We start from the raw sequence: 14,548 nt of genomic DNA, 5'->3' as shown, positions 1-14,548 counted from the left end.
GCCAAGTGCTGGGAAATGGAATATGTAACCGTATATTTGCAGCAAATTTTAGTGAATGGGCAAATTGCTGATTGTTGGCAGTGTGGCTTTTGATGACATTGAAACGCCATTTGGAAAGAGTGACAGGATTTTGGGCGGCGCCGGAACCTTTATCGGCTTGGCCGCGTCCCAATTCAAGGTGGAGTCTGCCGTTGTTTCGGTTGTGGGTGATGATTTTCCACAAGAATACTTGGATTTGTTTACCGATCACAACATCGATATTTCCGGCATTGAAGTGGTCAAAGGGGGTAAAACCTTTTATTGGAAGGGAAAATACCACAATGATCTAAATTCTAGGGATACCTTGGTCACGGAGCTCAATACCATGGCCGACTTTAATCCCATTGTCCCGGATAGTTTTAAAGATGCGGATGTGGTAATGTTGGGAAATCTACATCCCAACATCCAATTGGGTGTAATCGCCCAGATGGAAGAACGACCAAAACTTATTATAGCCGATACCATGAACTATTGGATGAACCATACTTGGGACGAGTTGGTGGAGATGATTGCAAAAATTGATGTGATCACCATTAACGATGAAGAGGCACGGCAGATGACCAATGAGTATTCTTTGGTAAAGGCCGCGGCCAAAATCCATGAAATGGGTCCAAAATATGTGGTGATCAAAAAAGGGGAGCATGGAGCGCTATTGTTCCATAACGAACATGTGTTCTTTGCACCGGCTTTACCCTTAAAAGAGGTATTTGATCCAACAGGAGCTGGTGATACCTTTGCCGGGGGCTTTGCAGGTTACTTGGCCGAAGCGGAGAACATCTCCTTTGAAAGTTTAAAGAACGCCATCATTCACGGATCTAATTTGGCTTCCTTTTGTGTGGAGCGCTTTGGAACGGAACGTATGATCGGCCTGGAAAAGCATGAGGTAAGAAACCGCCTTATGCAGTTTAAGGAATTGACACAGTTCAATATTGAATTAACATAGACATCTGCCCTGAAACGTTTCGGGGCTTTTTTATTTTGGTTTGTTATGAGTGATGCTATTAAGCACGAATGCGGATTATCCATGATCCGATTGCTTAAACCACTGGAGTACTACAAGAAAAAATACGGTACTGCTTTTTATGGGGTAAACAAGATGTACCTCATGATGGAAAAACAGCACAATAGAGGTCAGGATGGCGCAGGGTTTGCCAGTATAAAAATGGATATGAAACCCGGGGAGCGCTATATGAGTCGGGTACGCTCCGCACAGCAACAGCCCATCCAGGACATATTTGCCCAAATTAACGACCGTATCAATACCGCTCTGGAACAAAATCCTGGTTTGGAAAATGATGTGGAGCTGCAGAAAAGTAACATTCCTTATATAGGGGAACTGTTAATGGGGCATGTTCGGTATGGAACTTTTGGGAAGAACAGTATCGAAAGTGTTCACCCGTTTTTAAGGCAAAACAACTGGATGCACCGTAACCTAATTGTTGCGGGGAACTTTAATATGACCAATGTGAACGAATTGTTCGAGAACCTCGTCACCTTGGGCCAGCATCCGAAGGAAATGGCAGATACGGTAACCGTAATGGAAAAAATCGGACATTTTTTGGACGATGCCGTTGCCAAATTGTACAAACAAATCAAGAAGGAAGGATATAACAAAAGGGAAGCTTCACCCCTTATTGCGGAACGGCTTAATGTCGCCAAAATACTGAGAAAGGCCTCCAAAAACTGGGATGGAGGTTATACCATGGGCGGTCTGTTGGGTCATGGTGATGGGTTTGTTGTACGGGATCCCGCTGGGATTCGACCCGCTTATTATTACAAAGACGATGAGGTTGTGGTGGTAGCTTCGGAACGCCCGGCCATACAAACCGTATTCAATGTGCCCTATGATTCGGTCAAGGAACTAGATCCAGGACATGCGTTGATCATCAAAAAAAGAGGTGATGTCCATTTGGAGCAAATCCAGGAACCTACCGAAAGAAAGGCTTGTTCCTTTGAGCGCATTTATTTCTCCAGGGGAAGTGATAAGGAAATCTATCAGGAAAGAAAAATGTTGGGGAAATTGGTCTTCCCACAAATTCTTAAGTCCATAAACAACGATTTGGTCAACACGGTTTTTTCCTATATTCCCAATACTGCGGAAACTTCCTTTTTTGGGATGGTCAAAGAAGCGCAGAACTACCTCAACAAACTTAAGGAAGAACAAATCCTGGCCCTAGGGCCAAATATTTCTGGAGAGGAGCTCCACAAAATTTTGGACGTGCGTCCCCGAATTGAGAAGGTGGCAATCAAAGATGCCAAGCTCAGAACCTTTATTACCCAAGATAGCAGCAGGGACGATTTGGTCGCACACGTTTATGATATCTCTTATGGCTCGGTCGAGAAGGGAGACCACCTGGTCATTATTGATGACAGTATTGTTCGGGGGACCACGTTAAAGAAGAGTATACTTAAAATACTCGACCGTCTCTCTCCAAGGAAAATCATTGTTGTTTCTTCCGCTCCACAGATAAGATATCCAGATTGTTACGGCATAGACATGGCCAAACTGGAGGATTTTGTAGCCTTTAAGGCGGCCCAGGCCTTACATGAAGACCACGGCACTACAGACAAGATCAAGGAGATCTATGAAAAGTGCCTAACACAAACTAAATCTCAAGACAAGGAAGTAGTTAACTACGTAAAAGAGTTTTATGCTCCCTTTACCGCCGATCAGATATCTAAAAAGATTGCAGAAATTCTGAGTCCTCCAGGAATTAAGGCCGAGGTGGACATAATCTACCAAAGTATTGAAGGACTTCACCAAGCTTGTCCCAAAAATTTAGGAGATTGGTATTTCACTGGAAATTATCCTACCCCAGGTGGTAATCGAGTGGTTAATAGGGCCTTTATAAATTTCTATGAAGGGAAGAACCAACGCGCCTATTAAAATTTAAAGGTTGCCGGAAAGATGGTCTGTGCATTTCATCGATGAAACGTGTAGATGAACGGGTTTTTGCCATCTAGGGGGCACACAAACCTACTTTAGTATTGCCATAGCATAAGTAGGTTAAGTTCATGGTAAGATTTGGGGCAAAAAAGGTGGAAGCTATTCCACCTTTTTTATTTTATACTTCCCGCTCCCCCACGTTACCCGTAGTCTTTTTCCACAGGAATTGTATTTCAGCCAAACAACTGGACGTTTATCTAAAAGCTTTTTTCAAAAGAGGGGTGCTGCCTTACATTTGGAGGACCATAGCATAAGTAGGTTAAGTTCATGGTAAGATTTGGGGAAAGCGACCGGGGATCACTCCGGTCGCTTTATTTTTTGGGGGTTTCCACAGATTCCTGTAATCCTTTTCTTTGATTCCGATACCCTCCAACACCCATCTTGTCCGTTCACCCAATTAACTGGGGTTTCATCCAAAAACTTGTTCCAAAACCGCCACCCTGCATTACATTTGGATCACCATAGCATAAGTAGGTTAAGTTCATGGTAAGATTTGGGGAAAGAAGGCGGACATTGTCCGCCTTCTTTATGTTTGACTCCCAACGATTTACCATTTTTCCCCTTTAAATTTTCTTTAATTTTTTCGGTGAAAATCAAAAATTTCCTCAAAAACTTTTGTTATTTCTCACAATACCAGTAATTTAGTTTCGCCATAGCATAAGTAGGTTAAGTTTATGGTAAGATTTGGGACGAAAAGGGTGAGGGCTTCCTCGCCCTTTTCTATTTGGGGTATTTAGGAACCAAAAAAGGGGCCGTGTTAACGGCCCCCAAATGAAAAAAATCCAATTACCCCAAAAAAATATTTTATGAAGATGGGATAAGTCATTCTTACCTAGGGGCTTCATCTTCTTTATTTGAATTTCTATGGCTTTACCATAAAGTCTACCTCACTCTTAGCAATCCTAGTATCTACCTTTACCGAAATTGGCCCCGTGGTTGCATTTGTTGGTACATAAACCACCAATCTTGAGGTACTAGCGGTTAAAATGGAAGCCTGAACGCCATTAAACTTTACTATATTACCTTCCATTCTGTCTCCAAAATCCTTTCCTTCAATAACCACATATTCACCAACAGTTCCACTGGTTGGATCAATACTAAATATTTGGGTTTGTCTTATAGGGTCAGTGCCATCATTGGTACTGCAGCAACTCAGCAACAAAACTGCAACTAAACCTAAACAGAAATCTAGCTTGAAAAGGACTTTCTTCATGGTTACGACCATAAAGGAAAAGGAACAAGGGCTATTTGTACCCCGTAAATTGACAGATACTCCTTTTCAATTGACGGATGGGGGTTTTGCGGCCATACACACCCGCGGCCCCTCTCGAGAGATGGGTTCTCAATACATCCCGAACTTTGTTCGGGACACTCGAACTGACGCAAAAAAAAGGGCCGCTAAAGCGGCCCCCTTATTATCGAATGATAATCTTTAACTATTTATTGCCTGCGTAACCTTCCGAAACCTTGTCCCAGTTGATCACATTAAAAAATGCGGCCACATAATCGGGTCTGCGGTTCTGATAGTTAAGATAGTAGGCGTGTTCCCAAACGTCCAAGCCCAAAATTGGGTGTCCTGCACAACCGGTATCCGGCATCAATGGGTTGTCTTGGTTGGGTGTGGAGCAAATCTCCAACTTCCCTCCTTTGTGCACACAAAGCCATGCCCATCCAGAGCCAAATCGGGTACCGGCGGCAGCGCTGAACTGCTCCTTAAAAGCATCGAAAGAACCAAAGGCATCGTCAATCGCAGCGGCCAAATCCCCACTTGGGGCACCCCCGCCATCGGGAGACATTACCTCCCAGAACAGACAGTGATTGTAGTAGCCACCCCCGTTGTTCCTAACCGCGCCATTGGACATGTCCAACCCGGTTAAAATATCCTCAATGCTCTTTCCTTCCAAATCGGTTCCGGCAATGGCGCCGTTCAATTTAGTGGTATAACCATTGTGGTGTTTGGTATGATGGATTTCCATGGTCCTGGCATCTATATGTGGCTCCAAGGCATCGTATGCATAGGGTAATTTTGGTAAATCAAAAGCCATAATTGTATTGTTTTTAAGTTATTAATGATTCCTGTAAAAATACGGCTTTATGCCATATATTTCATGCTATCCCATATTAAGTTAAGGCTGGTAATCCGTAATTTGCGGGAAAATGGTTTTGGAGACTTCCCAGTTTAAAATATTCAGCGCATCTGCAGGTTCCGGTAAAACCTATTCCTTGACCAAGGAGTATCTTTTATTGCTGCTGAAAGATGCCTCTCCCATAAAATTCCGACAGATTTTAGCCATAACCTTCACCAATAAGGCAGTGGGTGAAATGAAGTCCAGAATCCTTGATAGTCTGTTTGAATTTGGCAAGGATAAGCAGTCCACAGACAGAGGTTCCCTTTTTAATGAAATCTGCCAAGAATTGGGTTTTAGTGAACAGCAGTTACAGCAAAGGGCCAAAATTGTGCTACAGCATATTTTGCACAACTATTCCTTTTTTGAAATCTCCACGATTGACAAGTTCAACCACAAGATCATTAAAACCTTTGCACGGGACTTACAGCTTTCCCAAAATTTTGAAGTGGAACTGGACACCGATCTTTTACTGCACGAGGCTGTCGGACGTTTGCTAGATCGGGCGAGCGGGGACGATGACCTTACCCAAGCCTTGATCGCTTTTTCGTTGGAGAAAATTGATGAGGACAAAAGTTGGGACATTAGCCGAGATCTGGCAGAAATAGGAAAATTACTTTTTCAAGAAGGCCATTCGAACCACCTTGACTCCTTAAAATCTAAAACCCTTGGAGATTTTAAACAGGTCCAACGCCAAATTTCGAAACAGATCAAGGAGCTCGAGGCAAGTGCCATTAAAAAAGCCGATGAGGTCCTTGTCGAAATTGAAAAGCAAGGCTTTCTACATGAAGATTTCCCAAGAAAAACCCTTCCCAACCATTTTAAGAAAGTAGTAAATGGGGAGTTCAACACCAGGGCTTTGTACGCAAACAAATTGGAGGATTCACTTCAAGAGGGGCGTATCTTAAAGACTGCGGACAAGCGGGATACTACACAATTATGCCAGTTTGTATTCGATAAGTTTTCAGGCATCAAAAAAATCCTTTTTCAGCGAAGCTACCTGAAAAACATCTATGGTAATATCGTTCCATTAACGCTGTTGAACGAAATCGCCAGGGAAATAAAAAGCATTGAACTCGACCGGGAAGTTATTCCCATCTCGGCCCTGAACACCCTTTTGTCCAAACAAGTACGAAACCAACCGGTCCCCTTTATCTACGAACGCATGGGCGAAAAGTACCGACATTACTTTATTGACGAATTCCAGGACACCTCCCAGGTACAATGGGAAAATTTAGTGCCGCTGATCGGTAACGCCCTCGAAAGTGTTAACGAGAAAAACGAACATGGTTCCTTATTCTTGGTAGGAGATGTAAAACAGGCCATCTATCGATGGCGGGGAGGTAGGGCCGAACAGCTGCTTGATCTAATCAACCAAAAGGACCAACCATTTTCCATAAGGCCCGAGCTGTTTTCCTTGGACACCAATTGGAGAAGCTATGATGAAATCATCCAGTTCAACAATCGCTTTTTCAATGTTGTTGCCCCATTTTTACAAAATGAGGATTACCGCAAGCTCTTTTTGCAAGGATGCCAGCAAAAACCCACGGCAAAAAAAGGCGGATATGTTCAGCTTTCGTTTTTAGGGGATGAGGTGGAAAACAAAGATGCGGCCTATTGCGAACAAGTACTGCAAACCATCCAAGAGGTTCGCCAAAAGGACTACCGATATTCGGATATCTGTATTCTGGTGCGCAAGAACGACCATGGATCATTGTTGGCCAACTTTCTCTCGGAACACCAGGTTCCCATTATTTCCTCTGAATCCCTATTGCTAAAGGCAAGTCCAACCGTTGCTTTTCTAATTTCCCTGTTAAAGGTTGTGGAAAACCCCAATGACCAAGAATCAGCATACGAACTATTGCTCTATTTATCCCGAAACAAACCGGATGTACATCATTTTATTGCTTCGCACCTAAATCAAATAGAAGAACTCTTGTCTGAAGCCTGTGGTTTCTCCATTCAAGAACTAAAAAGCCGTTCCGTGCTTGCCATTCTAGAGCGTGCCATAGTGCAATTTGATCTTTCACACCAATCCCATGCCTATTTAACTTTTCTGTTGGATGAGGTTTTGATCGTTGAAAAGCGTGAAGGTCCGGGAGTGCATGCTTTTCTTAAGTATTGGGAACAAAAAAAGGACAAATTGTCCATCGCCGCACCAGAACACATTGATGCGATAAAGATCATGACCATTCATAAATCCAAGGGGCTTGAGTTTCCCATTGTGATCTTTCCCTTTGCCAATGCCAGAATAGACACCTCAGGAAGGGGTAAAAAATCATGGTTGCCGGCCACCGATTCAGAAAAAGAGTTGGGTCTAGATGAATTCCTTATCAATACCAAAAAGGAAATGTCGCAATACAATGATGTTGCATCCTCGGTTTTTCTAGAGGAGGAAGAAAAGACCGAGCTCGACGCCATGAATGTGCTGTATGTTGCCCTTACTCGAGCCGAAAAAGGACTTTTTGTCTTTTCAGAATCCGGTAAGGCCGTTAGCTCGCCGGATCAATGTTCATCGTATGCTGATCTGTTCCGTTACTTTCTTCAACATCAAGGATTGGAACAACAGGATACCTATGCATTTGGGGCGTTGCCTTCAGGTATGGAAAACTCATCTGACGGAAGTTTGAAAAGCTCCCATATTCCATTTGTTTCACGGGGCAAAGGAGATCAAGGGTTTGTAATTTCGACCCGCTTGGGAAGTTTATGGGACGAGGAACAGCAAAAAGCTATGGAGCACGGGAACCTGATCCATCATGTTTTAAGTCAAATCGAAACAGTGGGAGACATCCCAAAAGTGTTGGAACAACTTCAAGAAAATGGGGAACTCCCGAAAGCGTCTTATGAATTTGTTTCCCAAAAAATTAAGGAGGTGGTCCGGCATCCGCAATTAAGTGCATATTTCACATCAGAATTTCAGGTGCTGAACGAACAGGAAATATTAATGGAAGATGGAAAAATCCTGCGACCGGACCGTATTGTTCTGAAGGGAAGTGAAGCCACAATTATGGATTACAAAACGGGAAAACCTTCCCCTTCGCACAAAGCGCAGATCATGGAATATGCGGACGCATTAAAAACCATGGGCTATACCCTTGGACATATTATTATTGTATATATTGACCACGAAATAAAACCCCTTTTCCTTTAAACAAATAACTATGTACGGAAAACTAAAAGAACACTTATCCCAAGAGTTGGACAACATTAAAGAGGCCGGCCTTTTTAAGAAAGAACGGATAATCACTTCCCCGCAAGATGCAGTGATCAAAATATCGACAGGAGAAGAGGTGATCAACTTTTGCGCCAACAATTATTTGGGGCTTTCGTCCCACCCCGATGTTATCCAAGCCGCAAAAGACACCTTGGACACCCATGGTTTTGGAATGTCTTCTGTTCGATTTATTTGTGGCACCCAGGATATCCATAAAACATTGGAGCAAAAAATCGCAGATTTTTATGGTACGGAGGATACCATATTATATGCCGCGGCCTTTGATGCCAATGGCGGTGTTTTTGAACCTTTGCTTACGGCAGAGGACGCCATTATATCTGATTCCCTGAACCATGCTTCCATAATTGATGGGGTTCGCCTATGCAAAGCAAGCCGTTACCGATATGCCAATAATGATATGGAAGAATTGGAAACCCAACTCAAGCAAAGCCATGCGGATGGTTCGCGGTTTAGAATTATTGTCACGGACGGGGTGTTTTCCATGGATGGTTTATTGGCACCTTTGGACAAAATCTGTGATTTGGCGGATAAATACGATGCCCTTGTGATGATTGACGAATGTCATTCCGCTGGGTTTATTGGTGAAACCGGACGGGGTACCCTCGAAGAAAAAGGGGTACTGGACCGCATAGACATTATTACGGGTACCCTTGGAAAAGCTTTGGGTGGAGCTATGGGTGGTTATACCACCGGGAAAAAGGAAATCATAGAAATACTTCGGCAACGCTCTCGCCCATACTTGTTCTCCAACTCGCTTGCACCAGCCATTGTAGGGGCTTCGATTAAGGTTTTTGAGATGTTGGACAAGGATACAACCCTCCGGGACAAACTTCAAAAAAACACCGAATACTTTAAAGAAGGCATGAAAAAAGCTGGGTTCGATATAATTGATGGGGACTCAGCAATCGTACCGGTAATGCTCTACGATGCCAAATTATCGCAGCAAATGGCGGATATGTTGCTCGAAAAAGGAATATATGTCATCGGATTCTTTTATCCGGTGGTCCCCAAAGGAAAGGCCAGAATCCGGGTACAATTATCGGCGGCCCACGAGAAGGAACATTTGGACAAAGCCATCGCTGCCTTTACTGAAGTTGGAAAAGCATTAAAAATCGTTGAAATGCACTAAAAGTTCTATGTAATGCGCCAAAAAAAAAGAAAAATTGATTTTGTTAATAAGTCTTAACAACTTACATTTGCTGCTGATAAACACTTAAACTTAAAATTTTGAGCATGAAACATCTTAGCAAATTATTAGTTGTTGCCCTAGTCTTTTTGGGTTTTAACAACGTACAAGCGCAAGACGAGAATAATCCATGGCAGATCAGTTTTGGGGTAAACGCCATTGACACCTACCCTACAAACGATGAGAACAACCCAGCATCAAGTACTACGTTATTTGATGAGTACTTTAATGTATCTGATCACTGGAACATCTTGCCTTCCGTATCATATGTGGCTGTTTCTAAATATGTAGGAGATGGATTCTCCATTGGAGCACGTGGTTCCTTGAACAGACTTGAGAAAAATGGAGATCAGTCAATTGATGATCTTTCTCACTACGCTGTTGATGGTACCATCAAATACAACTTCCTAAGAAACACTACAATTGATCCTTTTGCAGAGATTGGTGGTGGTTACACTTGGGTTGATGAAATTGGAGCTGGTACAGTTAACGGTGGTATTGGTGTAAACGTATGGTTTTCCGAAAATATCGGTCTTACCCTTCAAACCCAATACAAGCATGCTTTCGAAGATTACCTAGTAAGACACTTCCAGCACATGGCAGGTATCAGCATCAAATTCGGTGGTACCGATACTGATGGTGACGGAATTTACGACAAGGACGATGCTTGTCCAGAAGTAGCTGGTTTGGAAGCTTTCAACGGTTGTCCTGATGCTGACGGTGACGGAATCGAGGATAGCAAAGATAGCTGCCCTAACGAAGCTGGTTCTAAAGAAATGAACGGTTGTCCTGACGCTGATGGTGACGGAATTGCTGACAAAGATGACGCTTGTCCAAGCGAAGCTGGACTTGCTGCTTTGGCCGGTTGTCCTGATGCTGACGGTGACGGTGTAGCTGACAAAGATGATCAGTGTGTTAACGAAGCTGGTCCTGCTGAGAACAACGGATGCCCATGGCCAGATAAAGATGGTGACAGCGTACTTGACAAAGACGATCAGTGTCCTGACGTAGCTGGTACAGTTGCCAACAACGGTTGTCCTGAAGTTACTGAAGAAGTTCAGAAGCAGTTGAACGACTACGCTAGAACTATCTTGTTCGATACTGGTAAATCTTCCATCAAAGCTGAGTCTACTTCAGTTATGGTTGATATCATCCAAATCTTGAACGAGTATCCTAACGCTAAGTTTACCGTTGAAGGTCACACTGATAGTGTAGGTAGTTCTAAATTGAACCAATCCCTATCTGAAAAGAGAGCTAACTCCGTTCGTGATTTCTTGATTGACAAAGGAATTTCTGCAGGTAGATTGACTGCTATCGGATACGGTGAGGACAAGCCTATCGCTACCAACAACACAAGAGCTGGTAGAACGCAAAACAGACGAGTTGAAATCAACTTGATCAAATAATAAAGAGGAACTTAAAGTTTCTTTGAAAAAAGGCTCCCGATAATATCGGGAGCCTTTTTTATTTTTAATCCATGCAAAACAGCTTTCTCGAATATGTATTAAAGGACCTTCATTCAAAGCAGGTCAATATTCCAAATTGCACCTTTGTACTCCCAAGTAAACGGTCTGGTACCTTTCTTAAAAAACATATCTCCAAAGTACTGGGCAAAAGTGTATTTGGTCCTCGAATACTTTCCATTGAAGATTTTATCACGAAAATCTCTGGCCTATCCACAGCATCCAACGTAGATCTTCTTCTGCGCCTGTATGGGGTGTATCGCCAAACAATAGCCCAGGATCCCGACGATTTTGATACGTTTCTTAAATGGGGACAAACCTTGTTACAGGATTTTAACGAAATAGATCGGTATCTTATCCCTCCCAAGGATATTCTCTCCTATATGTCCGCAGTAAAGGAGCTCAACCATTGGTCGCTACAAAATAACACTTCAGAACTGGTTCGTAACTATCTTAAATTTTGGAACAATCTTCATGGCTTGTACAATGCCTTCAGCTCCCAACTTCTGCAGGAGCGAAAAGGGAATCAAGGCCTTATCTACAGAACAGCGGCCGAAAACGTTGCTTCTGGTGCCGTTCTTTTTGAGGAGGCGCCTATCGTATTTATCGGTTTTAATGCGCTCAATACCGCTGAAGAGCAAATAATACAACACTATTTGTCACATCCTAGCAATACCATCTATTGGGATATTGACTCCTATTTTCTGGAAGACACCATTCACGATGCCGGTCTTTTTATTCGAGGCTATAAACAGCACTGGGGGTATTACCAAGACCAGCCACTCCGTGGAATCCAAGACAATTTTTTAGGCCCAAAGAATATTTCCATAACAGGCGTTCCAAAAAGCATAAGCCAAGCTCAATATATTGGAAACCTATTGTCACAAATTCATATGGATTCAACAGTTGGGCTTCAAAACACAGCGTTGGTCCTGGCAGATGAAACATTGTTGAATCCGACACTTCAAGCCATCCCATCAGCTATACAGCAGGTAAACATTACCATGGGGCAACCTTTGAACAAAACGGTGTTGTACTCCTTCTTTTTATCCCATTTGGACCTTCAGTTATCATCCACCGAAAAAGGTTGGTTTTATGCCGATATCCTTTCCTTTTTCTCCAATCCCTTCACCAACACCTTATCACTGTACGAAGAAGTGGATATCGTGTCCATGATAACAAAAGATATCAAACAAAACAATCGGCTCTATCTGCATCAAGGATATTTTCAGAACTATGCGCATCAAACGGAACTTATTTCTCTGATATTCCCCAACAGTAATCCAACTGCAGCGAATTGGATAGATCACTGCCTTTTGCTCATCCAAAAGTTAAAGTCAATCCATCAGCAAAACAAAGCACAGATAGAGCTGGAATATTTATACCGGTTCTACAATCTGTTCAACCAGTTAAAACAGCAAATAGAGAAGGTAACCTTTCTCACCGCCCTCAAGTCCATCAAGGGCTTTTTTAAACAACTGGCCGCATCAGAAACGGCAGATTTTGTAGGTGAACCACTTTCGGGCTTGCAGATTATGGGCATGCTCGAAAGTAGAAACCTTGATTTTGAAACAGTCATCATTGCCTCGGTCAACGAAGGTATTCTGCCCTCGGGAAAATCCAATAATTCCTTCTTCCCATTCGATGTAAAACGGGAATTTGGATTGCCCACATACAAGGAAAAAGACGCTATTTACACTTATCATTTTTACCGTTTGATACAACGAGCCAAAAACGTTCATCTGCTTTACAACACAGAACCGGATGTTTTGGAAGGGGGAGAAAAAAGCAGGTTGATCTCACAACTGTTGGCAGATGGTAATATTGCCAATAACCTTACCCATTCCATTGCCTCTCCGTCCGTCGAAATTGTCCCCACCGATACATGTCGGATTGAAAAAAGTGAAAGTCTCCTCAAGGACATAACCGCTTTTGCCAGTAGAGGGTTTTCACCAACTTCCCTCACTAACTATGTTAGGAACCCAATGGACTTCTACAAAAGGAACATCCTTAAAATATACGATACAGAGGATGTTGAGGAAACTATTGCGGCCAATACCTTCGGAACCATCATTCACGATAGTCTTGAAAAATTATATGATCCGCTAATCAACACAACACTTTCCAAGGAGAACATAGATGGCCTAAGGAATGAGGTAACCGACGTGGTAAAATCCAAGTTCAAGGAAATCCTTCCAGGAGTCGATATTCAAAAAGGAAGATATCTTTTGGTGTTCCAAGTGGTTCTAAAATACCTCAACAACTTTTTAGATCTGGAACTGAAGGAAATTCAAAGGCATGAAATTAAAATCTTGGCCTTGGAAGAGAAATATGAAATCGAGATTGAGGTTCCTGGCCTTGGGTTTCCCATCAAATTAAAGGGGACATTGGACAGAGTGGACCAAATTGATGGCCAATTACGGATTGTAGATTATAAAACCGGAAAGGTTGAACCAAAAAATGTCAAGGTAAAAGATTGGGACGAGCTGATTACCAATTATGATAAGAGCAAGGCTTTTCAGTTGTTGTGCTATGCCTATTTGTACCAAAGAAAATTTGGACAGGATACTATGATTGCCGGTATATACACCTTTAAGAATTTGGGACAAGGGTTTCTTCCATTTTCCTCGGCAACCCAGACCATCGACAAGGAGGTATTGGTCAAATTCGAAAGTTACCTTCAGCAATTAATTCTGGATATCTGCAACCCCAACATCCCTTTTGAGGAAAAGGATACATAACTATTTTAAGTCCGGTCGTGTAGGCCTCACCTCTATTTTACTGGGCAGCGTTCTCGGGTGCATATGCAAAAGGTCGACAACCAGTTTTCCTATATCCGCCGATTGAATTTTCCAAGCATCTTTTTCCGATGGTTCATTGCCATTAAAATGGGTGGATACTGACCCTGGCATGATCGTGGTCACTTTTACATTGTACTTTCTCAAATCCAACATAGCTGCTTGGGTAAATCCTACGACCCCAAATTTTGTAGCATTATAGCCTGCTCCTTGTGCAAAAAAGTTGGTTCCGGCCAAGCTTGCAATGGTCATATAATATCCCTCTGATTTTTTGAGAGCGTCTACGGAAGCCTTTAAGGTAAAAAACGCTCCGGTAAGATTGGTGTCCATCATTTGATGCCACTCTTTTTCTCCCAGTTCGTAGACTGGGGCAAAATGTCCTACTCCTGCATTTGCCACAACCAGGTCCAAACGCCCCCAAAGATCCAAAATGGAATCAACAGCGTTAATTTGATCAGATAGCGTGGATACATCGGACTGAAGCCCAAGCACATTCCCGGAATATCCCAAAGATTTGACCGCTTCATCAACGCCAATGTTATTGCGGCCACTAATGGCCACTTTCATGCCTTCTTTTAATAGACATTCCGCAATGCCATAACCAATACCTTTGGTGCCTCCCGTAATGTAAGCTACTTTTCCTTTTAAATCCATGACTTCTTTTTTTGATTTAGCCCAAGTTCCTCATAAAAGTTTACACCCGAAAGCGAACCCCATAAAAAAAGCACCCCTAGTTGAGGTGCTTGTGATTGTA

The 14,548-nt window shown here is 42.8% G+C and carries 9 protein-coding genes; 6 read left to right on the top strand and 3 right to left on the bottom strand.

The features are described from left to right. Nucleotides 1-55: 55 nt before the first annotated feature. Complete coding sequence (locus tag M3P07_RS12705; protein ID WP_249970302.1) at nt 56-982, top strand: PfkB family carbohydrate kinase; 927 nt, start codon at nt 56-58, stop codon at nt 980-982. A gap of 45 nt (nt 983-1,027) precedes the next feature. Then, entirely contained in the window at nt 1,028-2,926 is a 1,899-nt protein-coding gene (locus M3P07_RS12700) for an amidophosphoribosyltransferase (RefSeq protein ID WP_249970301.1), read from the top strand. 922 nt (nt 2,927-3,848) lie between these two features. Here M3P07_RS12700 and M3P07_RS12695 read toward each other — a convergent pair. Together M3P07_RS12695 and M3P07_RS12690 are read right to left on the bottom strand one after the other, a co-directional pair. Continuing rightward, a complete protein-coding gene (locus M3P07_RS12695; RefSeq protein WP_249970300.1) occupies nt 3,849-4,199 on the bottom strand; it encodes an IPT/TIG domain-containing protein in 351 nt (116 codons plus the stop codon). 223 nt (nt 4,200-4,422) lie between these two features. Then, entirely contained in the window at nt 4,423-5,031 is a 609-nt protein-coding gene (locus tag M3P07_RS12690; RefSeq protein ID WP_249970299.1) for a superoxide dismutase, read from the bottom strand. A gap of 112 nt (nt 5,032-5,143) precedes the next feature. Between M3P07_RS12690 and M3P07_RS12685 the strand changes: the two genes are divergently transcribed. The 4 genes from M3P07_RS12685 to M3P07_RS12670 all read left to right on the top strand — a co-directional run bounded on the left by M3P07_RS12685 (nt 5,144) and on the right by M3P07_RS12670 (nt 13,737). Further along, nucleotides 5,144-8,263 carry a UvrD-helicase domain-containing protein gene (locus M3P07_RS12685; RefSeq protein WP_249970298.1) on the top strand — a complete coding sequence of 1,040 codons (3,120 nt, stop codon included), beginning with the start codon at nt 5,144-5,146 and terminating at the stop codon, nt 8,261-8,263. Nucleotides 8,264-8,273: 10 nt separating this feature from the next. Then, nucleotides 8,274-9,476 (top strand): glycine C-acetyltransferase, encoded by a 1,203-nt coding sequence (gene kbl / locus M3P07_RS12680; protein ID WP_249970297.1) that lies wholly within the window; start codon nt 8,274-8,276, stop codon nt 9,474-9,476. A 104-nt stretch (nt 9,477-9,580) separates the two neighbouring features. Continuing rightward, nucleotides 9,581-10,939, top strand: a complete 1,359-nt coding sequence (locus M3P07_RS12675) for an OmpA family protein (RefSeq protein ID WP_249970296.1) — start codon at nt 9,581-9,583, stop codon at nt 10,937-10,939. A gap of 71 nt (nt 10,940-11,010) precedes the next feature. Next, nucleotides 11,011-13,737 (top strand): PD-(D/E)XK nuclease family protein, encoded by a 2,727-nt coding sequence (locus M3P07_RS12670; RefSeq protein WP_249970295.1) that lies wholly within the window; start codon nt 11,011-11,013, stop codon nt 13,735-13,737. Here M3P07_RS12670 and M3P07_RS12665 read toward each other — a convergent pair whose 3' ends face one another. Next, nucleotides 13,738-14,448, bottom strand: coding sequence for an SDR family oxidoreductase (locus tag M3P07_RS12665; protein ID WP_249970294.1), 711 nt, complete (start codon nt 14,446-14,448; stop codon nt 13,738-13,740). Between the last annotated feature and the right edge of the window lie 100 nt (nt 14,449-14,548).

Source organism: Flagellimonas myxillae (assembly GCF_023502235.1).
GTDB lineage: Bacteria > Bacteroidota > Bacteroidia > Flavobacteriales > Flavobacteriaceae > Flagellimonas > Flagellimonas myxillae.
This window is presented reverse-complemented; position numbering and strand designations above follow the sequence as displayed.

Coding starts and splice junctions, on each gene's coding strand:
- M3P07_RS12700 (WP_249970301.1), top strand. CDS start 1,028: ATGAGTGATGCTATTAAGCACGAATGCGGATTATCCATGATCCGATTG.
- M3P07_RS12695 (WP_249970300.1), bottom strand. CDS start 4,199: ATGAAGAAAGTCCTTTTCAAGCTAGATTTCTGTTTAGGTTTAGTTGCA.
- M3P07_RS12690 (WP_249970299.1), bottom strand. CDS start 5,031: ATGGCTTTTGATTTACCAAAATTACCCTATGCATACGATGCCTTGGAG.
- kbl (WP_249970297.1), top strand. CDS start 8,274: ATGTACGGAAAACTAAAAGAACACTTATCCCAAGAGTTGGACAACATT.
- M3P07_RS12670 (WP_249970295.1), top strand. CDS start 11,011: ATGCAAAACAGCTTTCTCGAATATGTATTAAAGGACCTTCATTCAAAG.
- M3P07_RS12675 (WP_249970296.1), top strand. CDS start 9,581: ATGAAACATCTTAGCAAATTATTAGTTGTTGCCCTAGTCTTTTTGGGT.
- M3P07_RS12685 (WP_249970298.1), top strand. CDS start 5,144: ATGGTTTTGGAGACTTCCCAGTTTAAAATATTCAGCGCATCTGCAGGT.
- M3P07_RS12705 (WP_249970302.1), top strand. CDS start 56: ATGGGCAAATTGCTGATTGTTGGCAGTGTGGCTTTTGATGACATTGAA.
- M3P07_RS12665 (WP_249970294.1), bottom strand. CDS start 14,448: ATGGATTTAAAAGGAAAAGTAGCTTACATTACGGGAGGCACCAAAGGT.